This is a genomic window from Streptomyces sp. NPDC005808 (assembly GCF_042871385.1).
Lineage (GTDB): Bacteria > Actinomycetota > Actinomycetes > Streptomycetales > Streptomycetaceae > Streptomyces.
Genome location: NZ_JBIAIK010000001.1, coordinates 139,764 through 166,341, shown reverse-complemented (window position 1 = coordinate 166,341; position 26,578 = coordinate 139,764). Strand labels below are relative to the sequence as shown.

At 70.2% G+C, this 26,578-nt stretch carries 21 protein-coding genes and 3 pseudogenes; 16 read left to right on the top strand and 8 right to left on the bottom strand.

The window, feature by feature from the left end; translation table 11 throughout:
• Positions 1 to 84: 84 nt before the first annotated feature.
• Complete coding sequence (locus ACFYPC_RS00795; RefSeq protein WP_388668510.1) at positions 85 to 513, top strand: PPOX class F420-dependent oxidoreductase; 429 nt, start codon at positions 85 to 87, stop codon at positions 511 to 513.
• A gap of 73 nt (positions 514 to 586) precedes the next feature.
• Here the strand turns inward: ACFYPC_RS00795 and ACFYPC_RS00790 are convergent, their stop codons facing one another.
• The 5 genes from ACFYPC_RS00790 to ACFYPC_RS00770 form a co-directional block, all read right to left on the bottom strand.
• Entirely contained in the window at positions 587 to 1,210 is a 624-nt protein-coding gene (locus ACFYPC_RS00790) for an ATP/GTP-binding protein (RefSeq protein ID WP_388668507.1), read from the bottom strand.
• 264 nt (positions 1,211 to 1,474) lie between these two features.
• Entirely contained in the window at positions 1,475 to 1,888 is a 414-nt protein-coding gene (locus ACFYPC_RS00785; protein WP_388669966.1) for a DUF742 domain-containing protein, read from the bottom strand.
• Positions 1,889 to 1,907: 19 nt separating this feature from the next.
• Positions 1,908 to 2,345 (bottom strand): roadblock/LC7 domain-containing protein, encoded by a 438-nt coding sequence (locus tag ACFYPC_RS00780; protein WP_388668504.1) that lies wholly within the window; start codon positions 2,343 to 2,345, stop codon positions 1,908 to 1,910.
• Positions 2,342 to 4,897 (bottom strand): nitrate- and nitrite sensing domain-containing protein, encoded by a 2,556-nt coding sequence (locus tag ACFYPC_RS00775; protein ID WP_388668501.1) that lies wholly within the window; start codon positions 4,895 to 4,897, stop codon positions 2,342 to 2,344. The genes ACFYPC_RS00780 and ACFYPC_RS00775 overlap by 4 nt, the downstream gene beginning before the upstream one ends.
• A gap of 62 nt (positions 4,898 to 4,959) precedes the next feature.
• Positions 4,960 to 5,733, bottom strand: a complete 774-nt coding sequence (locus ACFYPC_RS00770; protein WP_388668499.1) for an MHYT domain-containing protein — start codon at positions 5,731 to 5,733, stop codon at positions 4,960 to 4,962.
• Positions 5,734 to 5,876: 143 nt separating this feature from the next.
• Here ACFYPC_RS00770 and ACFYPC_RS00765 point away from each other — a divergent pair, with 143 nt between their 5' ends.
• The 4 genes and pseudogenes from ACFYPC_RS00765 (at position 5,877) to ACFYPC_RS00750 (ending at position 8,255) form a co-directional block, all read left to right on the top strand.
• On the top strand, positions 5,877 to 6,485 hold the full coding sequence (locus tag ACFYPC_RS00765) for a class I SAM-dependent methyltransferase (protein WP_388668496.1): 609 nt from the start codon (positions 5,877 to 5,879) through the stop codon (positions 6,483 to 6,485).
• Between the two features lie 3 nt (positions 6,486 to 6,488).
• A pseudogene (locus ACFYPC_RS00760) lies at positions 6,489 to 6,622 on the top strand (PadR family transcriptional regulator); the annotation flags it as partial.
• Positions 6,623 to 6,957: 335 nt separating this feature from the next.
• The gene (locus ACFYPC_RS00755) at positions 6,958 to 7,263 is read left to right on the top strand and encodes a hypothetical protein (RefSeq protein ID WP_388669963.1); all 306 of its coding nucleotides are present in this window, start codon (positions 6,958 to 6,960) and stop codon (positions 7,261 to 7,263) included.
• A 137-nt stretch (positions 7,264 to 7,400) separates the two neighbouring features.
• Positions 7,401 to 8,255: a hypothetical protein gene (locus ACFYPC_RS00750; RefSeq protein WP_388668494.1), complete on the top strand. Its 855-nt coding sequence runs from the start codon at positions 7,401 to 7,403 to the stop codon at positions 8,253 to 8,255.
• Between the two features lie 200 nt (positions 8,256 to 8,455).
• Here the strand turns inward: ACFYPC_RS00750 and ACFYPC_RS00745 are convergent, their stop codons facing one another.
• Positions 8,456 to 8,638, bottom strand: a complete 183-nt coding sequence (locus ACFYPC_RS00745; RefSeq protein WP_081223009.1) for a hypothetical protein — start codon at positions 8,636 to 8,638, stop codon at positions 8,456 to 8,458.
• A 413-nt stretch (positions 8,639 to 9,051) separates the two neighbouring features.
• Between ACFYPC_RS00745 and ACFYPC_RS00740 the strand changes: the two genes are divergently transcribed.
• The 3 genes from ACFYPC_RS00740 to ACFYPC_RS00730 all read left to right on the top strand — a co-directional run bounded on the left by ACFYPC_RS00740 (position 9,052) and on the right by ACFYPC_RS00730 (position 14,631).
• Entirely contained in the window at positions 9,052 to 11,916 is a 2,865-nt protein-coding gene (locus ACFYPC_RS00740; protein ID WP_388668490.1) for a DEAD/DEAH box helicase, read from the top strand.
• Entirely contained in the window at positions 11,913 to 13,199 is a 1,287-nt protein-coding gene (locus ACFYPC_RS00735) for an SWF or SNF family helicase (RefSeq protein WP_388668487.1), read from the top strand. The genes ACFYPC_RS00740 and ACFYPC_RS00735 overlap by 4 nt, the downstream gene beginning before the upstream one ends.
• Before the next feature lie 88 nt (positions 13,200 to 13,287).
• A complete protein-coding gene (locus ACFYPC_RS00730; protein ID WP_388668484.1) occupies positions 13,288 to 14,631 on the top strand; it encodes an esterase-like activity of phytase family protein in 1,344 nt (447 codons plus the stop codon).
• A 75-nt stretch (positions 14,632 to 14,706) separates the two neighbouring features.
• On the opposite strand, the gene ACFYPC_RS00725 is transcribed toward ACFYPC_RS00730, so the two are convergent.
• Positions 14,707 to 15,330, bottom strand: a complete 624-nt coding sequence (locus ACFYPC_RS00725) for a hypothetical protein (protein WP_388668481.1) — start codon at positions 15,328 to 15,330, stop codon at positions 14,707 to 14,709.
• Positions 15,331 to 15,810: 480 nt separating this feature from the next.
• Positions 15,811 to 16,977: a xylose isomerase gene (gene xylA, locus ACFYPC_RS00720; protein ID WP_388668478.1), complete on the bottom strand. Its 1,167-nt coding sequence runs from the start codon at positions 16,975 to 16,977 to the stop codon at positions 15,811 to 15,813.
• Positions 16,978 to 17,181: 204 nt separating this feature from the next.
• Here xylA and xylB point away from each other — a divergent pair, with 204 nt between their 5' ends.
• From xylB to ACFYPC_RS00680, 8 genes and pseudogenes are all read left to right on the top strand, one after another.
• Positions 17,182 to 18,627, top strand: coding sequence for a xylulokinase (xylB, locus tag ACFYPC_RS00715; RefSeq protein WP_388668475.1), 1,446 nt, complete (start codon positions 17,182 to 17,184; stop codon positions 18,625 to 18,627).
• 84 nt (positions 18,628 to 18,711) lie between these two features.
• Positions 18,712 to 19,932 (top strand): ROK family protein, encoded by a 1,221-nt coding sequence (locus tag ACFYPC_RS00710; protein WP_388668472.1) that lies wholly within the window; start codon positions 18,712 to 18,714, stop codon positions 19,930 to 19,932.
• 479 nt (positions 19,933 to 20,411) lie between these two features.
• A pseudogene (locus ACFYPC_RS00705) lies at positions 20,412 to 20,669 on the top strand (acetamidase); the annotation flags it as partial.
• A gap of 322 nt (positions 20,670 to 20,991) precedes the next feature.
• The gene (locus ACFYPC_RS00700) at positions 20,992 to 21,591 is read left to right on the top strand and encodes an N-acetylmuramoyl-L-alanine amidase (RefSeq protein WP_388668469.1); all 600 of its coding nucleotides are present in this window, start codon (positions 20,992 to 20,994) and stop codon (positions 21,589 to 21,591) included.
• Positions 21,592 to 21,709: 118 nt separating this feature from the next.
• Positions 21,710 to 22,957: pseudogene (locus tag ACFYPC_RS00695) on the top strand (GAF domain-containing protein); the annotation flags it as partial.
• A gap of 383 nt (positions 22,958 to 23,340) precedes the next feature.
• Complete coding sequence (adh, locus tag ACFYPC_RS00690; RefSeq protein WP_388668466.1) at positions 23,341 to 24,864, top strand: aldehyde dehydrogenase; 1,524 nt, start codon at positions 23,341 to 23,343, stop codon at positions 24,862 to 24,864.
• A gap of 10 nt (positions 24,865 to 24,874) precedes the next feature.
• On the top strand, positions 24,875 to 25,231 hold the full coding sequence (locus ACFYPC_RS00685) for a DUF779 domain-containing protein (RefSeq protein ID WP_388668464.1): 357 nt from the start codon (positions 24,875 to 24,877) through the stop codon (positions 25,229 to 25,231).
• Positions 25,232 to 25,321: 90 nt separating this feature from the next.
• Positions 25,322 to 26,551: a phosphodiester glycosidase family protein gene (locus ACFYPC_RS00680; RefSeq protein ID WP_388668461.1), complete on the top strand. Its 1,230-nt coding sequence runs from the start codon at positions 25,322 to 25,324 to the stop codon at positions 26,549 to 26,551.
• The last annotated feature ends 27 nt before the right edge of the window (positions 26,552 to 26,578 follow it).

Here is a 26,578-nt window from a genome sequence, read left to right as displayed (position 1 = left end):
CCCCGTGGTGGCCCTCCCCCTGACCGGAGGATCTGGCCAGCCAGCCTTCACCACAGCCGCTGCCCCGGCAAGGAGGATGGACGCATGGCACAGAAGATGACCGATGAGCAATGGCGGGCGTTCGTCTCGCACGGAACCCGCACCGGAAAACTGTCGACCGTCCGAGCCGACGGAGGACCCCATGTGACGCCGATCTGGTTCCTGCTGGACGGTGACGACCTGCTCTTCAACACCTCGAAGGAGAGCGTCAAAGGACGGAATCTGTCCCGGGACGGACGGGTCGCGTTGTGCGTGGACGACGACCGGCCGCCCTTCGCCTTCGTCGTCCTTGAAGGGCAGGCCGAACTTTCGGAGGATCTCGACGAACTGCGGCACTGGGCCGCCCGGATCGGCGCCCGTTACATGGGCGAGGAGCGCGCCGGGGAATTCGGGGAGCGCAACGGGGTCCCCGGTGAACTCCTCGTACGTGTAAGGATCAGGAAGGTTCTGGCCTACGCCGCGGTGGCCGACTGAAAGTCGCGATCCCGCCCGCGGCCGGGCCATGGCCACGGAACGGGCCAAGGCCACGGAACGGCCGCGACATGTCTCAGCCGACGGAGTCGAGCAGCCGGGCCGTGTGCACGCGCCCGGCGTACTCGACCAGACGAATCAGAACTTCCTTCCCGGAGTCGCGATCACGCGCGTCGCAGAGCACCACGGGCGTGCCCTGATCGAGATCGAGGGCACGGGACACGTCCTGGGCACCGTAGGCGCGGGCACCCGTGAAGCAGTTGACGGCCACCACGAACGGGATGTGCCGGTGCTCGAAGTAGTCCACCGCAGGAAAACAGTCCTCGAGCCGCCTGGTGTCCGCGAGGACCACGGCGCCGAGGGCTCCCTGCGAGAGTTCGTCCCACAGGAACCAGAACCGGTCCTGGCCCGGGGTTCCGAAGAGATAGAGCGAGAGACCGGACCTGATGGTGATCCGGCCGAAGTCCATGGCGACGGTCGTCGTGACCTTCTGGTCCACACCGTCGGTGTCGTCCACCGACTGCCCCGCCTCGCTCAGCAGTTCCTCCGTGCGCAAGGGCCTGATCTCGCTGACCGCGCCCACCAGGGTGGTCTTGCCCACGCCGAATCCACCGGCGACCAGTATCTTCAACGCCAGGGCGGTCATGTCACCATCCGAGGCGTCGGAGTTCTCGGAGCTTTTGGAGTTCTCGGAGACCATCGATCACTTCTCTCGGGAGTGCCGGCAACGATCGACGTGAGTACGTCCGTTCGAGTTCCGGGTCGGCAACGTCGTATGGGTGCGCGAATTCAGCATCATGACAACTTCAGTCCCCCTTCGAGGGATTGGACCGCTATTTGTTCGATGCGGACGGCTACCGCGCATCCGGTATCCGGATGTGCCAGCAAATGAGCGCAAGACAGGGCGCCTTGGTTCTTCGGTTACTCGCCGGTCGCTGACTTCGTTCATCCTCACCTGGTTCATCTAGAGCGCCCTCAGCCCGTCGATCACCTCGCGCAGGATGCGCTCGTCGGGCAGTTGGGCGGGTGGCACGGGGCGGCTCACTGTGACGCAGCCCAGTTCCAGGAGATCGCCCAGGAGCACCCTGACCACGCCCACAGGCAGGTCGGCGTCGGCGGAAAGTTCGGCCACCGACTGTGTCTCGATACGGCACAGCTCGATCAAGGTCCGGTGTTCCGGTCCCAGTGAGGTGTCGTCGTCGACGCAAGGTGCGCCCGTATCCAGCGTGACAAGGGCGATCAGGTCGAAGCGCACGCCCGTGGGGCCGGGTTTGGTGCGCCCACCGGTCATCGCGTACGGGCGGACGAGGGGGCCGGCCTCGTTGTCGTACCACTGGCTGCCCTCCTGCTGGAGGGCGCCCGGCATGTCCTCGGTCATCTGCACCGACCGTCCTCGTTCATCCGGCTGCGGGCGGCTGCGCGCCGACGCGCGCCGGTGTGTAGAGGTGCTCACCGACCCTCTTGACCAGCAGCGCCATCTCGTACGCGACCAGGCCGATGTCGGCTGTCACGGCGGTGAGGACAGCGAGGCACGAGCCGTCGCCCGCGGCCGCGACGAACAGGAAGCCGTCGTCCATCTCGACCATGGTCTGACGTACTCCCCCGGCCCCGAAGTGCCGTCCGGCACCCTTGGCCAGGCTGTTGAAGCCTGAGGCGACCGCGGCGAGGTGTTCGGCGTCCTCGCGCCGCAGCGCGGTGGACGCGCCCACCGCGAGTCCGTCGTTCGACAGCACCACCGCGTGCCGCACCTCGGCCACGCGCAGCACCAGGTCGTCCAGCAGCCAGTCGAGTTCGCCGGACTGCGGGGCGGCCCTCATGTTCGGATCCTGGATCATGCGGGGTCTCCTTCGCTGCTGTCGTTGCCCGCTTCGGGATCGGGATCGGGATCGGGTGTGGCACGGGGGCCGGGCGGCCGGCCTCCGCCGCGCGTCCAGCCGTCGCGGTAGGCCGACATGCGGTCCCGCGCGAGTTCGGGGGTTCGCTGGTCGTCGGTCCGGTCGCCCGGCGTTTCGACCGGCTCTTCTGAGCGCTTTGCGCGCAGTTGGGGCGCGAGGCTCGCCTGCCGCACCCGCCGGGGGAGGTCGTCGGACTCGTCAGGGGTGTCCTGGGGCCGGTGCAACCGCAGTGTGGTGATTCCAGAGGGTCCAGGGGGCGGGTTCTCGGGCGAACCGTTCACCGGGGCTTCCACGCCTGTCTGTATGGGGGGCACCAGTGCGGGACGCTCCGTGACTGCCTGGACGGAGCCCGTCTCCGGTGCGGCCGACACCCGCGCATACTCGCGTTCCGCGGTCCTTTCCGTGTCGGCCCGGCGAGGGGAACGTTCCACCGCGCCGCCCTGCAGCAGGCTGGTGGGCAGCAGGACGACCGCGGTGGTGCCGCCGTAGGGCGAGGTCCGCAGGTGCACCTTGATGCCGTGCCGGGCCGCAAGCCTGCTGACCACGAAGAGGCCGAGCCGGTCGCTGTCGAAGAGGTCGAGCGCCTCGGACTGCTCGATCCGGCGATTCGCCTCGGCGAGTGTCTCCTTGCCCATGCCGAGGCCCCGGTCCTCGACCTCCACGACGTAGCCGTTACCGACGGGCTCGCCGCTGACCCGGACTCGGGTGTGCGGCGGCGAGAACTGGGCGGCGTTCTCGACGATCTCCGCCAGGAGGTGGGTGAGGTCGGCCACCGCGCCACCCACCACCGGCGCCTCGGGGAGGTGTCGTACCTCCACGCGCGCGTAGTCCTCGACTTCGGACACGGCCGCGCGGACGACGTTCGTCAGCGAGACAGGCATCCGCCAGGCGCGGCCGGGTGCGGCCCCGGAGAGGATGATCAGGCTCTCCGCGTGGCGCCGCATCCGCGTGGTGAGGTGGTCGAGGCGAAAGAGGTCACTCAGCTCGTTCGGGTCGTCGGACCTGCGCTCCATGCTGTCCAGCAGGCTCAGTTGACGGTGCACGAGAACCTGGCTGCGGCGAGCGAGATTGACGAAGACCCCGGAGATTCCGCCGGCGAGCTCGGCACGCTCGACGGCGGCGCGAAGCGCGGCTCGGTGCACGGTACCCAGGGCCTCCGCGACCTGCCCGGCCTCGTCCTCCGCGGGTGGTCCGGGCGGAGCCTCGGCGCGGACGTCGATCTCCTCTCCCGCGCGCAGTTTGCGCATGGCTTGCGGGAGTTTGCGGCGCGCGATCTCAAGGGCGCTGTTGCGCAGGCTCACCAGCTCGACGACGAGCCCGCGTCCGATGCGCACCGAGATGACGAGCGACGCGGCGACCGCGCCGAGCCCGAGCAGAACCGCGGCACCGGCCGGAGTGAGCACTCCGCGTGTGAACGGGTCGGCCCGGTCCGCGACACCGCGGGCCGCGTTCTCCTCGATCGTCCGCATCGCCCCCTGCACGCGCGCGTGGGCGGTGTTCCAGTCGGCTTCCGGCGCGGCGGCGATCGCCTTGCCGCCACCTCGGGCCGCGAGCACCTTCTCCTCGACGGCGCGCACGTCCTCGTACGCGCCCCCCTCCACGAGCGTGTCCCAGGCGGCTCGTTCGGGTCCGCCGAGATCCGCCACAGCCGCGTCCGTCAGCGTACGGCGGGTGTCGACGGCCCCCGTGAACAGCCGCAGTCGCTCTCCGTCGAGAGTCCCGGCGAGCCGGGCGCTGGAGAGCACCGCGTCCTCCTGGGCGAGCGTCTCCCCGGCCCGGGAGAATTCGAGCAGCACGCGCGCGTCGGAGCCCAGTTCGGCGTCCTGGATGCCGGTGAGCGCGCCGTCCACGGCGTAGGCCGTCGTGATGGTTTCGGTGTATGTCCTGTACGTGTCGTCCCAGCCCTTACGGCGGTCCAGTACGGCGGCGCGCAGGGATCGCAGTCGCTCGGCTCCGGTGACGAACGCGTCGAGGCGCGCGGCCACTCCAGCGGGCAGGTCGGCGCCGTCGGCGACGGTGTTGTGCTCGCCCAGTCGCAGCTTCGCGACCGCGCGGTCGGTGCGCCTGCCCAGCTCCTTGAAGTTGTTCTCCTGCGCAGCGGAGGGGGCAGTCGCGTACCGGACAGCGGCCACGCGTTCGGTCTGGAGCGCGGCGACGGCGGCGTCGACCGGTGCCCGGACCGTCGAGTCCACGCTCTGCAACTGCCGTAGCCGTGCGACGTCCTGAGCGGTCGTCACTGTGGCGTACGCCCACAGTGCGAGCAACGAGACGACCGGCACCATCAACAGGCAGACGATCTTGGCCCGTACGGTGCGGGGGCGAATGCGCCACGTTCCCGCGCGCGAGGGTGCTTCCGGCGGCGCGTCGGTGACGGTTTCGTCGACGTCCACGCGCTCGTCGGCCGGCGGGCCGGCGTGCGCGCGGCGGCCTCGTGCCGGGGGCTGGGGCGACGGCTCGGCGCCCGCCTTGGGGGTCCTACCGGGTGTACGCATGGCCTCCTCGCTCGGATGGTTTCGGCTCGTGCCTGCCGGCCTGTCGTGGCCGGGGGGCGCCGCTAGCGGGCAATGGACTCGACCGGCCGCTGGGCCGACGCGGATGCCTCGCGCTCACCGGTCGTCGGCGACAGGGCGACGAACGCCGATGTCAGGAAGAGATAGGACCCGAGGCCCACGGCAAGGGGGAAGATGAACTGCATCGCCGTGGCCCCGGGCAGGGCCTCGCCGGAGGGGCTGACACGCACGTTCACCGCGATCATCCCGGTGTAGTGCATGCTGCTGACGGCCCCTCCCATGACGAGGGAGGCGACAGCGACCGCCACCGGCGACTTGATGTTGAGTGCCGCCCACAACGCCGCCGTGGCGGCGACCACGGCGATCACGACAGAGAGTCCGACAAGGGCCGGGTCGTAGTGCACGTCTCCGTGCAGCCGCAAAGCAGCCATACCCAGGTAGTGCATGCTCGCGACGCCGAGACCGGTGGTGAGCCCGCCGACGGCGAGGGCTCGGCCGCGGTCGCGGCCGTATCCGACGGCGAAGACGCCCGCACCGACGACGACCATGGCGACGAGCAGGCTGACGATCGTCAGCGGCACGTTGTAGCGCATTTCCGTACCACTGACGCTGAAGCCCAGCATCGCCACAAAGTGCATCGTCCAGATGCCGGTGCCGATCGCCGAGGCCGCGGTGAGGAGCCAGTTGCGGCGCGAACGCCCCGTGGCACCGAGCGCGCGGACGGTGCAGCGCAGCCCCAGGGCTGCGCCGATGCAGGCCATCGCGTACGACAGCACGGGTGTGAGCCAACCGAAGGTGGCGTGGTCCAGGTGTCCCATGGCTCAGGGACGCTAGTCCTGCCAGGGGCGCACAAAGGGGGCGCATTTCGAAAGGTGTTGAAATATGACGGAGAGGTGTGACTGAACGATCGCGTCCCGCTCGAACGTGTGCGCCGGGTCGTACTTCGTGTCGGTGAGGGATCATGCGGAACATGAGCGACCACCACACACATGTCCAGGAGTTCTTCGGGGCACGCGCGGCCGACTGGGACACCCGGTTTCCCGACGACGGCCCCGCATACGCGGCAGCGGTCGCCGAACTGGGACTGCGCGAGGGCGCCCGCGTGCTCGACGCGGGCTGCGGCACCGGGCGCGCCCTGCCGCCACTGCGAGCGGCCGTGGGGCCCTCCGGAGTGGTCCTGGGAGCCGATCTGACTCCTGCCATGCTGGAGGCCGCCGTGCGGGCCGGACGGGGCCGCGAGGGGCAGCTACTGCTCGCGGATGTCGCCCGGCTGCCGCTGCGCACCGAGTCGCTGGACGCCGTGTTCGGGGCGGGCCTCATCGCCCACTTGGCCAACCCCGCGGAGGACCTGCGGGAGTTGGCACGAGTCGTGCGACCCGGCGGGATCCTGGCACTCTTCCACCCGATCGGCCGGGCGGCGCTCGCGGCCCGCCAGGGCCGGCGGATCACTCCGGACGACCTGCGCGACGTGGCCAACCTCCGCCCCCTACTGGCCCGCTCCGGCTGGGACATGACGTCGTACGTCGACGAGGACAGCCGATTCCTCGCGCTGGCCGCCCGCCGCGCCTGACGCCTCAGGCCCGAAGAGGTGGACGATCCCTTCCGGCGCGGCATCCTCACCATCGCGCGGGCAACAGCCAGGCCGAACTGGGCTGGCTGCGGGTCACTGTCGACTCACTCGACGGGAGTGGTGAGGGGAACCGATGAGGCCAGAGGGACTGGTGAACGTGAGACAAGAGTGAGTGAGAGGGACTGCTGAAGGTGACACGCGAGTGAGATGAGAGGAACTGCTGAAGGTGAGACACGAGTGAAGTGAGAGGGATCGGTGAAGGATGAGATGGGTGAGGCAAGAGGGATCGGTGAGGGATGAGAGACGGTTGAGGCGCACACAGCGCATCCGCGGGCGTGCCGGGTCAGACCGCTTCACCGGCCCGACCCTCTTCTGTCGCCGAGGCTCCAACTCAACGTTGAGTAGCATTAGTTGACCGGTGAGCGACGGCCCCTCGGGTCGTCACTAGGGGGAAGGCGGCCAGATGTCCGGAATATTCGGCAGACTCCGCAAGACGTGGGGCAAGAGGGCGGCCGAGCGGTCCCTGGGAGAGCCGGCCACGACACGACGGCCGGAGAAGGCGCGGCACAACCTGTTCGAGGCGGCTGCGGCGTACGTGTCGGCGTGCGCGGAGGACGACCAGGACCGGCTCGAAGAGGCCGCAGCCTGGGTGTCACCAGAGGCCCTGTCGTTCGGCGTGAACGAGCTGGCCTGCCGGGCTGTCATCGCCCTGGCACGGGAGCGCGACGAGTCGCCGCAGACGGTGGCCCGGACACTGCTCGGACTGCCCGCCGCGTGACGGGGGAGAGCCCCGGACGGTCTTTTCACCCCTGTCCAGCCGGATAGCCGCAGCTCCACCTGCGCCGGGCACTCGTGACAAGCGCCTTCCGGTCGCACTAGGGTGCGCCGACGGACACAGGCGATGGGGAGGCTGGGATGGCCGGGACGGACGATGACGCCGTCGCCGCCGGGGACGACGACGCGCTTTATGTGCTGACGGCGGTGCTGCTGACACCGGCGAAGTTCCCCAGCGTACTGGGGGACGACTACCCGGCGGCCTGCGCCGCACTCGACCTGGTACCCCTGACCGACGGCTACGGCCTCGTGATCGGCCAGGACGGCGAAGGCGCGCGGTGGACTGTTGTCATCGACGACGTCTCTCTCGTCGCCGTCGCCATCGCCTCCTGGGACTGCGGCATGGAGCACGATCTGTCGCCGGACGAGCGCACGGTCGTCTCCGCGCTGCCCGGCTGGCCCCTCGATGTCGCCGTCGCGGCCCCGGGGGTGCCGGCCCCGCACGATCCCGCACCCGAACTCACAGAGCGGCCCCCGCTGCGCCCACCGGACACCACTACCTGGGGTCCGGCTCAACGGCGCCTCGGCGCCGACGAGATCGCACAGCAGTGGGCGATCTGGCGCGAGCAGATCGACGACACCGATTTCGTGAAGCCGGACGGTGAGACGCCGACCGAAGAGACCCCTCGGGATCATCCGGACCAGCCCGAGAGCACCGACGGCGAGGCACTCAGCGGTGTCCGCCGGGCCCTGGCGGAGGCACGCTCCTACCTGGACACGCCACCTCCACTCGGCCGCGTCCGCTCCGCCTTCGCCAATGGCGAGGCCCGGACCCTGCGCGCCGACGGACCAGGCTGGTCCCTGGTCGCCAGGACCGACGACATCGCTTTCGTCCTTCTCGACGAGGAGCCCGGGGAAGTCCTGCCCATCGGCCGCGGTCCGGAGCTGCCGGGCCTCCTGGACGCCCTGGACAAGATGGCAGTACGCCCCAGCTGAGGGCCGTGCCACGCGATACCCGGACGAGACGGCCGCCACCGGGATGAGCGCCCCGAGCTTCCGGGCCGCCACCGTGCGGAGCGAGGCATGGGAGCAGGGCGCACATCACCGCTCGCGGACGGCGCCAGTGGCAGGCCCGCGAGCGGTGATGTGGTCGGCTCCGGCGCGCTGGGCGGAGGCGTGACCGGTCGGTGGCGTATCTAGCGACCGATCTCCTTGCGCGTGACGCGGCGCAGCCTGCGCCGCTGCGAGGGGTCCAGCGCCAGGTACGCGGCCGCCGGGACTCCCAGCACGATCAGGAAGGCGGCCCACCAGGGCAGCCAGATCAGCAGGATGAGCCCGACCGCCACACCCCCTGCGGCGATCTTCGCGTTTTTCGACATGTGTCGCCTCCTTCGCGGCTGATGCCGCTCTCTGTTCTGAGAACGGGTCCGCGCCTCCCACGGTTCCGGACCGAGACCCTGATACGACCCTGAGGCCCGACCCCTAGCCAACCCTGAGAGGCCTTCCCGCCCTCGCGTGTGTGGCGCAAGGCCTGTCGGCAGGAATCGACGAGCCCGGTATCCGTATAGGGGATACCCAAATCTTGGCAGCGCGCGCCAATCAGTGGCCGGGCGACCGCGTACAGGGCGGGGCCTCTCACTGCCCGCGCCGCTGGGCAGGCAAGCCGTATGCCGATGCGAGACCGAGCAGTGCCTGGCCCCCAGCAGGAAGGTACCCACACCACAACATCCGTTCTCGCCTCTCACCCAAGTGCTGTACCCTCGGCGACTCGCCCGGTAGTCAAATTTGAGGAATGCGCATCGTTGTGCAGAGGATTCCTGCGGCAACTCCCGCCGAGATCACTGAACTGGCCCACTGCTGTGCCGTTTTCGTACCCCCCGGTCCGTCCCGCGGCCCCAGCGTCGCCTTCTGGCATCCGGATGGCGAAGCTCCTCCCGAGGTGGCGTCCGGTTCCGCGGAGAGTCTGACCGTCGTCCTGCCCGCGGACGAGGACGTCGACCTCGTGACCGTACCCGCCGTGTTTCTCTCCGTGCGTGCCGCTCTACCGGTCCTCACACGCGCGCGTGCGGCGGCGCAGGCGCACCGGGCAACCTCGTTCTGGGGCGCGGCCGCCGTGCTCGCTCTCCAGTTCGCCGCGCGCGGACTGCTGCTGCCCGGCCTGACCGCCGATGACCACGACACCTGGCGCGCGGGGCCGCTGCGGCCGCAGGACCTGGAGCAGATCCGTGCGCTGGCCGCCGCGATGCCGCCCCATGCGCACGCGGCGCCGGTGGCGGGCGACGGGCCACTGCGGCTGCCCGATCCGGAGTGGCTGCTGCGGGCGTTCCTCGACGCGGTCGCCGATGCGCTGCCCCGCTCGCCCGCGGCGGCGCTCGCGGCAGGCGGTCGGGCCTTCGCGGCCCAGGAGCCGCAGCATGTGCCCGAGCAGCGCGCCTGGGCCGCGCACATCGCCGCGGGACACGACTCGGACGTACGGATTTCTCTGCGCATCGAGGTACCAGGGCTCGCTTCGGCCGTGTCGGAGGAGACCCGGCTGCCGTTCCGCGCGGTGCCGCAGGTGCACAGTGAGAGCGATCCCCATCTCGTCGCGGACGCCTCCGCCGTCTGGGCCGGCTCCTCACCCTTCGGCCCGCGCGCGCGGATGACCGCCCTGCTCGCGCTGCGCCGCGCTGTCCGGGCCTGGGACCCGCTGGCCCCCCTGCTGTCGGCAGCCGTACCGGATGCCGTCGAACTCGCCGACGAGGACGTCGCGGAACTCCTCGGCGAAGGCGTCCGCAAGCTGGCCTTCGCGGGCATCGACGTGCACTGGCCGAAGGAACTGGCGCAGAAGTTGACCACGCGCGCGGTGATCGGCCCGCCGGAGGACGAGAAGGGCCCGGCCAAAGCGTCGTCGGACGCGCCGTCGTTTCTGTCCGCGGACGCCCTGCTCGCCTTCAACTGGAGGTTCGCGCTGGGAGATCAGCAGCTCACCCGGCAGGAACTGGACCGGCTCGCCGAAGCGAACCGGCCCATGGTGCGGCTGCGCGACCAGTGGGTGCTCGTCGACCCGCAGGAGGTACGTCGCGCCCAGGCTCAGCAGGACCGCAAGGTCACGCCCATCGACGCGCTGAGTGCCGCTCTGACGGGCTCCACGGAGGTGGACGGCCTCCGGGTCGAGGTACGGCCCACGGGGTGGCTGGCGACGCTGCGGGAACGGCTTGCGGACCCGGAGGCACAAGAGCCCGTCGAGCAGCCCGCCGCACTCACCGCGACGCTGCGGGACTACCAGCTTCGGGGACTCAACTGGCTCGCCCGCATGACCTCCTTGGGGCTGGGCGGCTGTCTCGCCGACGACATGGGGCTGGGCAAGACCATCACGCTGATCGCCCTGCATCTGCACCGGCAGAGGGACGAGTCGGCCGCGGGCCCCACCCTCGTGGTCTGTCCGGCCTCCCTGATGGGCAACTGGCAGCGCGAGATCGAGAGGTTCGCCCCCGGCACCCCCGTACGGCGTTTCCACGGCGCCCGGCGCAGCCTGGAGGGCCTGGCCGCCGGGGAGTTCGTCCTCACGACGTACGGCACGATGCGGCTCGACGCACCACGGCTCGCCGAGGTGACCTGGGGCATGGTCGTCGCGGACGAGGCCCAGCACGTCAAGAACCCCTACTCCGCGACGGCACGAGCACTTCGCACGATCGGCTCACACGCGCGTGTGGCGCTCACCGGCACGCCGGTGGAGAACAACCTCTCGGAACTGTGGGCGATCCTCGACTGGACGACTCCCGGACTGCTCGGCAGGCTCGGCACGTTCCGTACCCGGTACGCGCAGACCGTCGAGGGCGGCGAGGATCCGGCGGCGGCGGAACGGCTCGCCCAGCTCGTACGACCGTTCCTGCTGCGCCGTCGCAAGTCCGACCCGGGCATCGCGCCCGAACTGCCGCCGAAGACCGAGACCGACCGTGCCGTGTCGCTCACCAAGGAGCAGGCGGGGCTGTACGAGGCGGTGGTGCGCGAGACCCTCGCGGAGATCTCGGGCGCGGACAGCATGGCGCGACGGGGTCTGATCGTGAAGCTGCTGACCGGGCTGAAGCAGATCTGCAACCACCCTGCGCAGTTCCTCAAAGAGGATCAGCCGAAGATTCCGGGCAGGTCCGGGAAGCTTGAGCTGCTGGACGAACTGCTCGACACCATCCTCTCCGAGGGAGCGAGCGTCCTGGTCTTCACGCAGTACGTGCGGATGGCGCGCCTCATCGAGAGTCACTTGGCGACGCGCGGTGTGTCGACGCAGTTCCTGCACGGAGGGGTGCCCGTCAGCGAGCGCGAGGCGATGGTGGACCGCTTCCAGGCAGGCGAGATCCCTGTCTTCCTGTTGTCGTTGAAGGCGGCGGGAACGGGGCTGAACCTGACGCGGGCCGAGCATGTCGTGCACTACGACCGCTGGTGGAACCCCGCAGTCGAGGCGCAGGCCACGGACCGCGCGTACCGCATCGGCCAGAGCCGGCCCGTGCAGGTGCACCGGTTCATCACCGAGGGGACCATCGAGGACCGGATCGCCGACATGCTGCGGCACAAACAGCTGTTGGCGGACTCGGTGCTCGGCGCCGGGGAGGCGGCCCTCACGGAGTTGACCGATGCCGAACTGGCCGACCTGGTGGAGCTGCGAGGGGGCGCCCGATGACTGATCGCGACAAGGAGCGCACGTTTGCCGCTCTGCCGCCCGCGCACGGGCGTGGCTTCGCGCAGACCTGGTGGGGCCTGGCCTGGCTACAGGCCCTGGAGGACGCGGCATTGGACTCCCGGCAGGTGAAAACGGGGCGCAGGCTCGCGCGTGCCGGGGCAGTGGGCGCCGTCTCGGTGCGTCCGGGGCGCATCACAGCCGTCGTACAGGACCGCGACGGCACCGCGCACCGTGCGGATGTGCTGCTTCAGGAGCTGTCCGGCAGGCAGTGGGACCGTTTCCTGGACATGGCCGTCGCACGCGCGGGGCACATCGCCGCGCTGCTCGACCGCGAGATGCCCCCGCATCTGGTCGAGGACGCGGCGGCTGCCGGAGTCGAACTCCTGCCGGGACTGGGCGATCTGGAGGCGAAGTGCGACTGTGAGGCCTGGGACCACTGCAGGCACACCGCCGCGCTCTGCTATCAGACGGCGCGGCTGCTGGACCAGGATCCGTTCGTCCTGCTGCTGATGCGGGGGCGGGACGAACACACCCTCCTGGAGGAGCTTCAGGCGCGTGGCAGCGCGCCCGCACAGGAGCCGGCGGACACGCCGAACCCTGGTCCTGTGGATAGCGTGAGCGCCGCCGAGGCCTACGCGGTCGGGGACCTCCTTCCGCCGCTGCCTGCTACTCCGGTGCTGCCGGAAGGGCCGGGGCAGCCGCCTTCCCTGGACACGGAGGCCGCTCCGGCACCGGGAATCAACCCGGCCGCCCTGGAGTTCCTGGCAGCCGCGACCGCAGGCGAGGCATATCGGTTGCTCACCGAGGCACTCCGTCCCGGGCACGGACAGCGGGCCGTCGAGACGGAGTTGACGCTTGCCCAGGACGCGGTCCGGATTGCTGCCCACCACCCGGAGACTTCGATCGCCCAGCGGCTCGCGGAGGGGTCGGGGCGCCACGCCGAGGAGCTGGAACTCGCCGTACGAGCCTGGCGGTACGGCGGTGTGGCCGCGCTGTCCGTTCTTGAGGACGAGTGGACCGGCGAGCCGGAATCGCTGGCACGCGCGCGTGCCGCGCTGGAGTCGGCCTGGGAGGAGGACGAGCGTCCGCGGTTTCGTGCAACCACAAACCGCTGGAGCCAGGTCGGTGCGTCGGCTCAGCTGCGGTTGGGGCGCGACGGCCGATGGTGGCCCTATCGCAAGGAGCGGGGCCTGTGGAGCCCTGCGGGGCCGGCGGTCGCGGATCCCGCGACGGCTCTCGCCCTTGCCGAAAGGGACCTGAGCGGTGGTCCGACGAGTGGTTGACGTGCCGCGTTCACCTAGGGATCATGCTGCGTTTGGTGCCAGGGCGAACCCTGGCCGCTGTCAGCCAACTTGTGCCCCAGGAGGCCAAATGTTCCCGCACGCCGCCAGTCGGCGCCGCGTCCGCCGATCCGTCGCCGCGGGCATGCCGCTCGCCGTGGTGGCCGCCCTCGTGGTGACCGGCACCGCGAGCGCGGAGGGCCACCCGGCGCAGCCGCTGGTGACGGGCACCGCGACGCTCGGCGACATCCCGCTGGGCACCTTCAGCAACGCGCTGCTGCCGGGCAGCGTGGCCGACGACCGGGGCGTGGACCTCGGTGGCATCGGCAGCGACATCTACCCGGCCGGGCGTAAGGGCGAGTTCTGGACGGTGACCGACCGTGGGCCCAATGGCCAGATCAAGGTGGACGGCACCAAGCGCCGCACGTTCCCGGTGCCCGGCTTCGACCCGGCGATCGTGAAGATCCGGGTGTCCGGTGACACCGTGCAGGTGCTCGACTCGATCCCGATCACCACGTCCGGCGGGAAGCCCGTCACCGGGCTGCCCAACCAGGCGGGGCGCGACGAGGCGCCGTACTCCTACGACGCGCAGAGCCCGCTCGCTTACAACCCGAACGGTGTCGACACCGAGGGCATCGTGCGGGCCGCCGACGGCACGTTCTGGCTCGTCGACGAGTACGGCCCGTCGCTGATCCATGTCTCCGCGCGCGGGGAGGTACTCACCCGCTATGTGCCCAAGGGGCTGAACCTGTCGGGCACGGACTACCCGGTGGTCGAGGCGCTGCCCTCCGTTCTGCTGCATCGCAAGACCAACCGGGGCTTCGAAGGGCTCGCCCTGCTCCCCGGTGGTGACCTGGTGCTCGCGGTGCAGAGCCCGCTCTCGCTGCCGGACGGCGACGCGGGAGACGCCTCGCTCACGACGCGGCTGCTGCGCTTCTCGCCGAAGAAGCGGGCCGTCACCGCCGAGTACGCCTACCGCTTCGACCCGGTGAACGTGGTCGACCCGAGCGAGGACGACACCTCTGAGCTCAAGATCTCCTCCGTGGTGGCCGTCGGCCGCGACGAGCTGCTCGTGGAGGAGCGCACCGACAAGGCGGCGCGCCTGCAGACGGTCGAGCTCACCAGCAGCGCGAACATCCTCGGCAGCCGGTGGGACACCGACACGACGTCGCCCTCCCTGGAGCAGCTCGCCGACCCGGCGGCCTCCGGCGTCCCGGTGCTGCGCAAGCGGCTGGTCGTGGACCTGGGGACGGTCGAAGGGGTGCCCGGCAAGATCGAGGGCGTCGCGCGCGTGGACGACAGGACACTCGCCCTCATCAATGACAACGACTTCGGGATGACCGACGGGACCGGCGCGTTCGACGCGCAGGGCCGGCTGGTGGACAGCGGAATCGAGACGACCGTCACATACGTGCGGCTGCCTCGCGGTATCTGATCCGTCCCCTGAAGAGGAGGTCTTCGTACGGCACGCGCGCGTGAGCCGCGAACGTCGGCCACGCACGCGTGCCGTTCACTTCAGAGGCTGCATGAGCTTGTGGGTACCGCTCCCGATGTCGGCGGCGAGGCTGCAGGCGACGTTGTCTATGCCGACCTCGTAGCCGCCGGGGTCCGGGTACTGCACGAGAGTGCCGCGTACGGTCCCCGCCGGCTGTTGGGCCGCCTTGCGTTCCAGAGGGGCTTCGCACAGAGCCGACGCGGCCTTCTGGAGGGCTGCGTCGGTCGAGTAACTCCCGTTGAGCTCGGCGACCTTCACGACTTCGGCGTCATGCGGGGTGCCGCACGAGCGCCTGGCGGCCTGCCCTGGCTGACCGTCGTTCGCGTTGAAGCAGTCGCCGGTCCTCAGCAAGTAGAACGGCACTTCGTCGTCCGCAAGGCTCGGGAAGAGCGACTCCAGGCCGCTCGGCAGCTCCGACGGAAGATCACTGGGGAATTCCGAGGGCAGTTCACTGGGCAGATCAGAGGGTAGGGACGGCAGTTCGCTGGGGAACTCGGACGGGATGCTGAACGACGGGGAGGGTGATCGCGTGCTCCCGCCACTCTCAGTGGGTGACTTCTTGTCGTCGTCGCCATTCCCGCTGGTGGTCACCAACGCCACGGCGACGACGACTGCGAGGCCCACCAGTACAGCGAGCACAAGGAACAGGGTGCCGTGGCGCCGTCCTCCACGATGGCCGCCCGGTCCGCCCGGTGATCCCGGCGGTTGCGGTGGCTGCCCGCCTCCCCCGCCCTGCGACGGTGGACCGTAGTAGCCGCCGGAGCCGCCGGATGGAGGCCCGTAGCCGCCGGAGTCTGCGGGTGGAGGCCCGTAGCCTCCTGACGACGGTGGGCCGAAACCACCGCCTCCAGAAGGCGGGGACTCTCCCGGTGGCCGAGGAGGTTGGGGCGGTAAGGGCGGCATGGCCATACCGTCAAGAGTCGCCTCGAACCGGTCATGAGGCGACCCCTGTGCGGAAGTTGATACGGACCCATGCCATGGATCGCATGATTCCGGAGAATTCCGCGCGGAGAACACCGGAAAGCAGCGCAGACCGACCGCATGAAGCGGGGGCCGCCCACAAGCGCCGCCCCCGGCCCCCCTCCGGCCACCCCCTGCCGCCCCCAGCCGCCCCGCGGATCAGCCTCGCGCGCCCAACAGGTGGTCCATGGCCAGCTGGTCCAGCCTCTCGAAGGCCATGCCGCGCGCGGCGGCCGCCTCAACGTCGAAGTCCTCGAAGGACGCGCGGTCCGCGAGCAGCCCCTTCAGGCCGTCCGCGGCGGTGAGCTGCGCCAGCTCGTCCAGCCGCGAGGCGCGCAGCGCGGCCTGGACCTCGGAGTCGGCACGGAAGGCGGCCGAACGCTCGCGCAGGATCAGGTAGTTGCGCATGCACCCCGCCGCCGATGCCCATACGCCGTCCAGGTCCTCGGTGCGCGGCGGCTTGAAGTCGAAGTGCCTGGGCCCCGCGTAACCGGCACTCTCCAGAAGGTCGACCAACCAGAACGCCGAACGCAGATCGCCCGCCCCGAAGCGCAGGTCCTGGTCGTACTTGATGCCGGACTGACCGTTGAGGTCGATGTGGAAGAGCTTGCCCGCCCACAGCGCCTGCGCGATACCGTGCGTGAAGTTCAGCCCGGCCATCTGCTCGTGGCCCACCTCGGGGTTGACGCCGTACATCTCCGGGCGCTCCAGGCGCTCGATGAAGGCCAGTGCGTGGCCGACCGTGGGCAGCAGGATGTCGCCGCGCGGCTCGTTCGGCTTCGGTTCGATCGCGAACTTCAGGTCGTATCCCTGTGAGATCACGTACTCGCCGAGGAGGTCGAAGGCCTCCTTCATGCGGTCCAGGGCGACGCGTACGTCCTTGGCGGCGCCTGACTCGGCACCCTCGCGGCCGCCCCAGGCGACGTACGTCTGGGCGCCCAGCTCGACCGCCAGGTCGACGTTGCGGACCGTCTTGCGCAGCGCGTAGCGGCGCACGTCACGGTCGTTGGCGGTGAACGCGCCGTCCTTGAAGACGGGGTGCGTGAACAGGTTCGTGGTGGCCATCGGCACCTTCATCCCGCTGGCGTCGAGGACCTGCCTGAACCGCTTGATGTGGGATTCGCGCTCGCTGTCCGAGGACCCGAAGGGGATCAGGTCGTCGTCATGGAAGGTCACTCCGTGGGCGCCGAGCTCGGCCAGGCGCTGCACCGACTCGACCGGGTCCAGGGCGGGCCGGGTGGCGTCGCCGAACGGGTCCCTTCCCTGCCAGCCGACGGTCCACAGGCCGAAGGTAAACCTGTCCTCGGGGGTGGGCTGGTAGTTCATATCGCGGCTCCCTGCTGGCCTCGGCTATTTCGTCATGGCGCTTAACAAATTAGTATGCTGAGGCATATCTGGGAAGAGACACGGTGCCTGAAGACGGGGACAAGCTGTCTGAGGGCAGGGACAAGGTGCGAAACCCGCGTCACAGTGGTCCAGGGCACTTCGAAAACAGGCCGATCCCGCGAAGGCGCGGAAGAGGGAGAACCGATGTCAGCAGCCGAGGGTCCGCTTGTCGTCGGGGTGGACTCGTCCACCCAGTCCACCAAGGCCCTGGTCGTCGACGCAGCGACCGGACAGGTCGTGGCGAGCGGGCAGGCGCCGCACACCGTGACCTCCGGAGCGGGCCGCGAGAGTGACCCGAGGCAGTGGTGGGACGCGCTCTGCGAGGCACTGCACCAGTGCGGCGACGCGGCGCGCGAGGCCGCGGCGGTGTCGATCGGCGGCCAGCAGCACGGTCTGGTCACACTCGACGCCCAAGGCGACCCCGTACGCCCGGCCCTGCTGTGGAACGACGTCCGTTCGGCACCACAGGCCCGCCGACTGGTGGAGGAACTGGGCGGCCCGAAGGCCTGGGCCGAGCGCACCGGCAGCGTGCCCGGCCCCTCCTTCACCGTCACGAAGTGGGCCTGGCTGGCCGAGAACGAACCCGACGCCGTCCGCGCGACTGCGTCCGTGCGCCTGCCCCACGACTACCTCACCGAACGTCTCACGGGACAGGGCACCACCGACCGCTCGGACGCCTCCGGCACCGGCTGGTGGGCATCGGGGACCGAGGCGTACGACGACGAGATCCTCGCGCACGCAGGCCTGGACCCCGCGCTGCTCCCCCAGGTGGTCCGCCCCGGCGAGGTAGCCGGAACCGTGCACTCCAGGGGTGGGCTGCCCTTCTCCAGAGGCACGCTGGTCGCCGCCGGCACCGGCGACAACGCGGCCGCCGCGCTCGGACTCGGGCTGCGCCCCGGCACGCCGGTCCTGAGCCTCGGCACCTCTGGCACGGTGTACGCCGTCTCCACGCGCCGCACCGCCGACCCGACCGGCACAGTGGCGGGCTTCGCCGACGCGCGCGGCGACTGGCTCCCGCTGGCCTGCACGCTGAACTGCACACTCGCTGTCGACCGCGTGGCCGCGCTGCTCGGTCTGGACCGCGAGGCCGTCGAGCCCAGCACAGGCGTGACCCTCCTGCCCTACCTGGACGGCGAGCGCACCCCGAACCTGCCGCATGCCTCGGGGCTGCTGCACGGGCTCCGGCACGACACGACCGGCGGGCAACTGCTCCAGGCGGCGTACGACGGCGCCGTTCACTCCTTGCTGGGCGCCCTCGACCTGGTGCTCGACCCTGACGCCGACCGCTCCGCGCCACTGCTGCTCATCGGAGGGGGCGCTCAGGGTGCGACCTGGCAGCAGACCGTACGTCGTCTGTCGGGGCGGCCCGTCCAAGTACCGGAGGCCAGGGAGCTGGTGGCACTGGGCGCCGCCGCTCAGGCCGCGGGTCTGCTGACCGGCGAGGACCCGGCCGCGGTGGCGCGCCGCTGGAACACGGCCCGCGGGCCCGTGCTCGACGCGGTGGAGCGGGACGAGGAGACGCTCGCCAGGATCGCCGGGGTACTCTCCGACGCGGCCCCGCTGCTGGAGCGGGAGCCGAACGGGAACTGAAGCGGCGCGTGTGAATACACGACCCGCACAAGGACTGAGAGCGGACCGCCTGAACGGACAGGCCGCACAAGGACTGAGAGAGGCATGACCGCACCGTTGCACGAGGCCCATCCGAACGGTTCCGGCCGGCGCCTGCCCGACACCCAGCAGGGCATGCGGCGCCGCAACCTCTCCCGGGTCATGCACACGGTCAATGCCGAGGGGCCGTTGTCACGTGCCGCCGTCGCCTCGCGCATCGGCCTGACCCGAGCAGCCATCTCGACGCTCGTGGACGAGTTGATCCGCTCGGGGCTCCTCGAAGAGCTGGGACCCGAGCGGCCGGGGCGGGTGGGGCGGCCCGGCTCGGCGCTCGCTGTCAGCGCTCACGGTCCGGCGGGGATCGGCGCGGAAGTGGGCGTCGACCATCTCGCGGTGTGCGCGGTCGATCTGCGCGGCGTGGTGCGGGCGAGGGCACTGCGGCACGGGAAGAATCGCGGCCGGGCGCCCGCACCCGTGATCGCGGAACTCACCGGAATGATCCGTCAGGTCATCGCCGAGGCGGAGCGGGAGCGGCTGTGGCCCGCAGGCCTGGCGGTCGCCGTGCCCGGTCTGGTGGCACGGGACGCACGGACCGTGGTCCGCGCCCCCAACCTCGACTGGCACGACACGGACCTCGGCGCCCTGCTGCCCGGCGAGCTGCCGCTGACCGTGGACAACGAGGCCAACTTCGGGGGCCTCGCGGAACTCTGGCTCGGCGACGCGACTCCGCGCGACTTTCTGCATGTTTCGGCGGAGATCGGGATCGGTGCGGCAGTGCTCGTCGACGGGCAACTGCTGCGCGGAACGCGCGGTTTCGCAGGCGAGTTGGGGCATGTACCGGTCCGGCCGGAGGGGCCCGAGTGCCCGTGCGGTGGCCGCGGCTGCCTGGAGCAGTACGCCGGTGAGGAGGCCGTTCTGCGTGCCGCCGGGCTGGAGCCTGGCGGCGACCGCGTCGGCCTGCTCGCCGAGCGTGCGGCTCGGGGCGACGCGGATGTACGTCGTGCGCTGCGCGGAGCGGGAACCGCGCTCGGCATCGCCCTCACCGGAGCGGTCAACCTGTTGGACCCGGAGACCGTCGTGCTGGGCGGAGCGCTGTCCGGCCTCGCACCATGGTTGTTGCCCGCGCTGGAAAGCGAGTTGGCGCGACGCACGGCGGGGCCCGCCTGTGCCGTGTCCGTTTCGCGGCTGGGTCCTGAGGGACCACTGCTGGGCGCGGCGCACTCGGTGGTACGCACCGTGCTCGACGATCCGGCGTCCGTGGCCGTGGCCGTGGCAGGGCGGTCCTAGTGTCCTGCGTCCGAAGTTTGCGGGCAGTTCCAGCTGTGCCATGAACGGCCGGGACGCCTGGTCGGCGTCCCGGACTCGGCGATAGCCGTAGAGCAAAACTACCGACGGATTACCGGCGCGGGACGTTGGCGGATGGCCGACAGAGGCAGGCGCAGGAAGCCGTCGGCGTACGTCAGGACTCCCGTCGCTGGAGCCCTGTTCCCCCTTTCGGGTGGCCGAGTTGTCCACAGTCCGGCCGCTGTCCCCTGATTCAGGGCCGTCTCCTGTGCTCAACCGGTAGGCGCCGTACCGTGATTCACGCGAGGCACAGCCGTCGGACCGACGGCAGCGTGTCCCGGCCCACCGACCCCGGAAGAGCGGAGCTGTCCAGCCATGAGCGACCCCCGAATCCTGACCGTGCGGCCCGAACCCGGTGAGTTCGCGTGGACGTTCGGCGGCGCGCCGCCGGTCGCTCGGATCGCGCCCGGCACCGGACGATCGGCTCCGCACGCCCGTTGGAGGACGCGTTCCGGATATCCCAGCTCGGCCTGGTGCGACGGCTGGTGCGCGACTACGGATTCAGCGAGCTGGACGCGTACCAGTTCGCGCCCAAGGCGGTCGGGTCGCCGCCCGCCAACGACTGCGACACCAATTGCACGTGCATCGCCAAGCTCCGCAAGGAATGGCTTCCGGCACGCGAGACTCATGGCGGACTGCACGCGCAGCTGCGCGGGACGGCCGCGGCACTCGGGCCGTGAGCCGACCGTTTCCAGTACAGCAGCGATCACGTGCCAGCACTGAAGCCATGGCGATCCGGCGCCGAGCCGATGGCGATCCGGCACTGAAACTCCAGCAGTACGGCAGCACTCAGGCCACAGCTCTCCGGCACTGAGGTCATGGTTCACCGGCACTGCGCCATGGCTGTCCGGCAGGTCACGGTTCACCGCCACTGCGCCACGGCTGTCCGGCACTGAGGTCATGGTTCACCCTGCGGTCAGGGCATGGCTCCCCGGCGTGGGGCCGCCGAGCCCAAGTGTCTCGCGGGGCGTTCGCCCCGCCACAACGAAAGGCAGACACACCATGGAACGGGCCAGATGGTCCCCCAGCCGGCGACGCGTCCTGAAGGGCGCCGCTCTCACCGCCCTCCCCTACGCGTTACTCCCCGACGCACGGGCCACGGCACAAGCCGCGGCCGTCGACTACCCGCCGGCCGAGTGGGTTCCGGCGACCACCTCCAACTACACGGCGTCCAGCCGGCCGACGAGCTATCCGGTCGACTACGTGATCATCCATGTCACCCAGGAGAACTACTCCGACACCCTGTCCATCTTCCAGAACCCGCAGAAGAAGGTGTCGGCCCACTACCTGGTGAGATCGGCCGACGGGCATGTGGCGCAGTGCGTGAGGGAGCGGGACATCGCCTGGCAGGCGGGGAACTGGGACTACAACACGCGCAGCATCGGCATCGAGCACGAGGGCTGGGTGGACCAGCCCGTCTACTTCACCAACGCCCTGTACGAGGAGTCCGCCAAGCTCACCGCGGCGGTCTGCACCAGATACGGCATTCCCAAGGACCGCGCGCACATCATCGGCCACTACGAGGTGCCGGGCTCGGACCACACCGATCCGGGGCCGAACTGGGACTGGACGCGCTTCATCAGACTCGTCAACTTCGCCTGAGCCACCGGCCACCGGCCCGTCAGCTGTCCGTCCGGCCGGGGGAATGGTCACAGAGCTTGTCCGGATCCGCACCGCGCGTGACGATGGGGCCAGCCGCATCGTTTTCCGGGAGGCCGAGTTGACCGATCCATGGGTGGCTCTGGAACCGGGCGCCGATCCCGCCGAGCGGGTGCGGGTCATGCGCCGTGCCCACAAGGCGTTCACCGAGGCGGGCACGGTGCCGCGGCCGGTCCGCTCGGTGGTGGCCGACTCGTGGCGGCGTTCGGCGCGGGCCGGTGTCATACCGGACGGCACCGCGAGCGTGGAACTGACGGACGGTGATCTCGGCTCGTACCGGGCGGAGCATCCGCTGGCCCGGGTCATGCCGCTGTTCCGGGAGCTCATGGGGACGTTCGCGGCCGACGGGGAACATCTCCTGGCGGTGTGCGACGCCCAGGGCAGGCTGCTGTGGGTCGAGGGCCATCCCGTGACGCGGCGACAGGCGGGGCGGATGAACTTCGTACCGGGTGCGCGCTGGTCGGAGACCTCGGTCGGTACGAACGCGCCGGGCACGGCGGTCGCGGTGGACCGGCCGGTTCAGGTGTTCGCGGCCGAGCACTTCTTCCGCCGGGTCCAGCCGTGGACATGCGCGGCGGCGCCGGTGCACGATCCGCGCACCGGGCGGATGCTCGGTGCCGTCGACATCACCGGCGGGGACCGGCTCGCGCATCCGCACAGTCTCGGATTCGTGCAGGCGGTGGCGAGGGCCGCGGAGTCCCAGTTGGCGTTGCTCGCACCGCCGCGGGCAACCGCCGGCGCCATCGAGCTGTCCGCGCTGGGCCGCGACGAGGCTCAACTGGTCACGGGCGGCAGGAAAGTCGGGCTCAGCCGCAGGCACAGCGAGATCCTTGTGCTGCTGGCACGGCACCCGGAAGGACTGACGGGTGACGAGCTGCTGTGTGCGCTGTACGAGGACGAATCGGTGTCGCCGGTGACACTGCGCGCCGAGCTCACCCGGCTGCGTCGGCTGCTCGGCCCGGCGCTGCTGGACTCGCGCCCCTATCGGCTCACGACGCCGGTCGAGTCCGATGTCGCGGTCGTCGAACGACGGCTCGGGACCGGTGCGGTGACGGCTGCCGCGTCGGCGTACACGGGTCCGTTGCTGCCCGGTTCGGGGGCCCCGGCGGTGGTGAGGTTGCGGCGCAGGCTCGCCGACGGGCTGCGCATGGCGCTCATCGCCCGCCGGGATCCCGACCTGTTGGCGGACTGGGCCCATGCGCCGTGGGGCGAGGAGGATCTCGACGTATGGCGGGCGCTGGCTGCCGTGCGGCCGACTGCGGCCGTACGAGCGCACCTGAGCGCGCTGGAGTCCGAGCTGTCGGCCCCCCGCTCGGACTTGGCCACTCCGTCGCACTCGGCAGCCCTCTCGTACCCGCCCGTCCCGTCACACTCGGCGGCCTCTTCACTCTCGGTGGCTTCTTCGCGCTCCGTGGCTTCTCCGCACTCCGTGGCTTCTCCGCACTCCGTGGCTTCTCCGCACTCCGTGGCTTCTCCGCACTCCGTGGCTTCTCCGCACTCCGTGGCTTCTCCGCAGTCGGAGGCTTCTCCGCAGTCGGAGGCTTCTCCGCAGTCGGCGGACCCGCCGCGGACGCGACCGGCACCCGAGGGGGATCCACGAACCTCCGCAACGTACTTGCAACGTCGCCGCTCCTAGCCTCGCGGCGAGAGCTGCCCAACGGCGGGCGGCGCTTCTCCGGGAGGCAGACCAGCATGACTCGTTACACGGCGCCCGGCACGGACGGCGCGATCGTCTCCTACCAGGCGCGTTACGACCACTTCATCGGCGGAGAGTACGTTCCGCCGGCGCGTGGCCAGTACTTCGACAACCCGAGCCCGGTGAACGGGCAACCGTTCACGGAGATCGCGCGGGGCACCGCCGAGGACGTGGAGCGCGCGCTCGACGCGGCGCACGCGGCCGCGCCCGCCTGGGGGCGTACCTCGGTCGCCGTGCGCGCCGACATCCTGCTGAAGATCGCCGACCGGATGGAGGCGAACCTGGAGAAGCTGGCGGTCGCCGAGAGTTGGGAGAACGGCAAGCCGGTGCGCGAAACCCTGGCCGCCGACATCCCGCTCGCGATCGACCACTTCCGCTACTTCGCGGGGGCGGTGCGCGCCCAGGAAGGCTCGGTGGGCGAACTGGACGACGACACAGTCGCCTACCACTTCCACGAGCCGCTCGGCGTCGTCGCGCAGATCATCCCGTGGAACTTCCCGATCCTGATGGCGGTCTGGAAGCTCGCCCCGGCCCTCGCCGCGGGCAATGCGGTCGTCATCAAGCCCGCCGAGCAGACCCCGGCGTCCATCCACTACTGGATGAGCCTGATCGTGGATCTGTTGCCGCCGGGTGTGGTGAACATCGTCAACGGTTTCGGCGTGGAGGCGGGCAAGCCGCTGGCGTCCAGTCCGCGGGTGGCGAAGGTCGCGTTCACCGGCGAGACCACGACGGGGCGGCTGATCATGCAATACGCCTCGGAGAACATCAAACCGGTCACGTTGGAGCTGGGCGGCAAGTCGCCCAACATCTTCTTCGACGACGTCTGGGCCAAGAACGACGACTTCCGCGACAAGGCCCTCGAAGGCTTCACGATGTTCGCGCTCAACCAGGGCGAGGTGTGCACCTGTCCGTCCCGGGCGCTGATCCAGCGCGGAAACTACCGCGAGTTCCTGGAGGCGGCGGTCGCACGCACCGAACTCATCAAGCCGGGACACCCGCTCGACACCGACACGATGATCGGTGCGCAGGCCTCCAACGACCAACTGGAGAAGATCCTCTCCTATCTCGACATCGGCCGGCAGGAGGGGGCCAAGGTTCTCACCGGCGGTGAACGCGTCGATTACGACGGGGAGCTGAAGGGCGGCTACTACGTCCAGCCGACGATCTTCGAGGGCGACAACCGGATGCGGATCTTCCAGGAGGAGATCTTCGGCCCGGTCGTCTCGGTCACGTCCTTCGACGACTTCGACGACGCCATCAAGATCGCCAACGACACGCTGTACGGGCTCGGGGCCGGCGTGTGGACGCGGGACATCAACACCGCCTATCGCGCGGGCCGTGCCGTCCAGGCGGGCCGCGTCTGGACGAACTGCTACCACGCCTACCCCGCACACGCGGCGTTCGGCGGCTACAAGCAGTCCGGCATCGGCCGCGAGAACCACAAGATGATGCTCGACCACTATCAGCAGACCAAGAACCTGCTGGTCAGCTACTCCCCTCAGAAGCTCGGCTTCTTCTAGAGCCGCTGTTGTGGAACCCACCCCGCGCGTGGAGCTGACCCCCGCGGCCGCCGAACTGGTGCGGCGGCTGCGGGACATCCACGGACCCCTGATGTTCCACCAGTCCGGCGGCTGCTGCGACGGCAGCGCGCCCATGTGCTATCCGGAGGGCGAGTTCCGCACCGGCGGCTCGGACGTCCTGCTCGCCGAGTTGGAGGTCGAGGGCGTCGAGGAGCCGGTGACGTTCTGGATGGCGAAGAGCCAGTACGAGCTGTGGAACCACACGCGGCTGATCGTCGATGTCGTGTCGGGCCGAGGCAGCGGCTTCTCGCTGGAAGCACCCGAAGGAGTGCGTTTTCTGACCCGTTCCCGTCTGGTCGGCGGGTAGCCACTGCTACGGACACCCGCCTTCTGATGAACTCCCCTTGAGTTCTCCGGCAGTTGATGAGACATCAGAGACATCAGGGGGCAGGGCACAGTGACACGTCGCAGTGGACGATTCAGAACAGTACTGACGGTTGTCGCGGCAACAAGTGCGCTGGCCGGTACCGCCCTTGCGGGGGCGGCACCGGCCAGCGGCGCGCCGAGCGGCACACGGATCGCGGCCGGCGTCCAGTACACGGAGATGGACATCCACGCCGCAAAGGGTGTGACGCACGCACATGTGCTGACCGTCGATATGCGCGACCCACATGTAAGGGTCGACCTCATGTACCCCGGAGCGGTCGCGTCCCGTGCGCCCCTCTCCCAGCTCGCCGGCGCCCGAGGTGCCGTCGCGGGCATCAACGGCGACTTCTTCAACATCACGGAAACCCAGCATCCTGGAGTCACGGCGACGGGCGCGAGCGTGGGCCCGATGATCGCGAGCGGGCGCGCCCTGAAAGCGGCGGTCCCGGACGGACAGCGCTTCGGACCGGCTCTGCCGCCGGGAAGGACCACCGAGGACGTGCTCGGCGTGGGCGTCGACCGCAAGGCCCGGCTGGACGGCCTGGCCCTGGACGGCTACGTACGCAGCCAGGAGGGGAAGTGGCCGCTCGGCGGGCTCAACCAGTACGCGCTGCCGGTGGGTTCGATCGGCGCGTTCACCTCGGACTGGGGAAGTGTCTCCCGGGTGCGTGCCACCTGCGGCACGGACACCGACCGAGCAGCGCCCTGTAGTACGGACACCTACGAGGTGACGGTCCGCAAGGGGCGGGTCGTGTCGACGGCCGACACACCCGGTAACGGGCCCATCGCTACCGGCACGACCGTCCTGGTGGGCCGCGAAGCGGGCGCCCAGGAGCTACGGAAGCTGTCGGCGGGCCTGCCGGTCCGGGTGGGTCACCGTCTGGTGGCGGACACCTCCAGGATCCCGTACAGCTTCGCGCTCGGCGGCTATCCGGTGCTCGACGACGGCCTCCCGCTGCCCGGTCTCAACGACACGACCGCGGCCGTACGGACCGCGGTGGGCATCGCGGACGGCGGGCGGCGTCTGTATCTCCTTGCCCTGGACGGCGCGCCGGAGTACCGGAGCGGACTCACCATCGCCGAGGTCGCCGAGATCATGCGGGAGTTGGGATCCGTCGACGCCTTCAGTCTCGACGGCGGCGGCTCCACCACGATGGTCGCCGAGCAGCCCGGGGCGAACGCCGTCAGCGTCGTCAACCACCCCAGCGCAGGCGCCGAACGCCCGGTACCGAACGCCATCGGCGTGTTCTCAACCCCGTGACGCCACCGCCGACAGTGCGCCTCATCG

What these genes read in the sequence shown, in the direction of transcription:
- xylA (WP_388668478.1), bottom strand. Translation starts at nt 16,977, where the DNA reads ATGAACTACCAGCCCACCCCCGAGGACAGGTTTACCTTCGGCCTGTGG.
- ACFYPC_RS00745 (WP_081223009.1), bottom strand. Translation starts at nt 8,638, where the DNA reads ATGTCGAAAAACGCGAAGATCGCCGCAGGGGGTGTGGCGGTCGGGCTC.
- ACFYPC_RS00700 (WP_388668469.1), top strand. Translation starts at nt 20,992, where the DNA reads ATGGAACGGGCCAGATGGTCCCCCAGCCGGCGACGCGTCCTGAAGGGC.
- ACFYPC_RS00730 (WP_388668484.1), top strand. Translation starts at nt 13,288, where the DNA reads ATGTTCCCGCACGCCGCCAGTCGGCGCCGCGTCCGCCGATCCGTCGCC.
- ACFYPC_RS00735 (WP_388668487.1), top strand. Translation starts at nt 11,913, where the DNA reads ATGACTGATCGCGACAAGGAGCGCACGTTTGCCGCTCTGCCGCCCGCG.
- ACFYPC_RS00710 (WP_388668472.1), top strand. Translation starts at nt 18,712, where the DNA reads ATGACCGCACCGTTGCACGAGGCCCATCCGAACGGTTCCGGCCGGCGC.
- ACFYPC_RS00775 (WP_388668501.1), bottom strand. Translation starts at nt 4,897, where the DNA reads ATGCGTACACCCGGTAGGACCCCCAAGGCGGGCGCCGAGCCGTCGCCC.
- ACFYPC_RS00780 (WP_388668504.1), bottom strand. Translation starts at nt 2,345, where the DNA reads ATGATCCAGGATCCGAACATGAGGGCCGCCCCGCAGTCCGGCGAACTC.
- adh (WP_388668466.1), top strand. Translation starts at nt 23,341, where the DNA reads ATGACTCGTTACACGGCGCCCGGCACGGACGGCGCGATCGTCTCCTAC.
- ACFYPC_RS00740 (WP_388668490.1), top strand. Translation starts at nt 9,052, where the DNA reads ATGCGCATCGTTGTGCAGAGGATTCCTGCGGCAACTCCCGCCGAGATC.
- xylB (WP_388668475.1), top strand. Translation starts at nt 17,182, where the DNA reads ATGTCAGCAGCCGAGGGTCCGCTTGTCGTCGGGGTGGACTCGTCCACC.
- ACFYPC_RS00770 (WP_388668499.1), bottom strand. Translation starts at nt 5,733, where the DNA reads ATGGGACACCTGGACCACGCCACCTTCGGTTGGCTCACACCCGTGCTG.
- ACFYPC_RS00750 (WP_388668494.1), top strand. Translation starts at nt 7,401, where the DNA reads ATGGCCGGGACGGACGATGACGCCGTCGCCGCCGGGGACGACGACGCG.
- ACFYPC_RS00765 (WP_388668496.1), top strand. Translation starts at nt 5,877, where the DNA reads ATGCGGAACATGAGCGACCACCACACACATGTCCAGGAGTTCTTCGGG.
- ACFYPC_RS00795 (WP_388668510.1), top strand. Translation starts at nt 85, where the DNA reads ATGGCACAGAAGATGACCGATGAGCAATGGCGGGCGTTCGTCTCGCAC.
- ACFYPC_RS00790 (WP_388668507.1), bottom strand. Translation starts at nt 1,210, where the DNA reads ATGGTCTCCGAGAACTCCAAAAGCTCCGAGAACTCCGACGCCTCGGAT.
- ACFYPC_RS00785 (WP_388669966.1), bottom strand. Translation starts at nt 1,888, where the DNA reads ATGACCGAGGACATGCCGGGCGCCCTCCAGCAGGAGGGCAGCCAGTGG.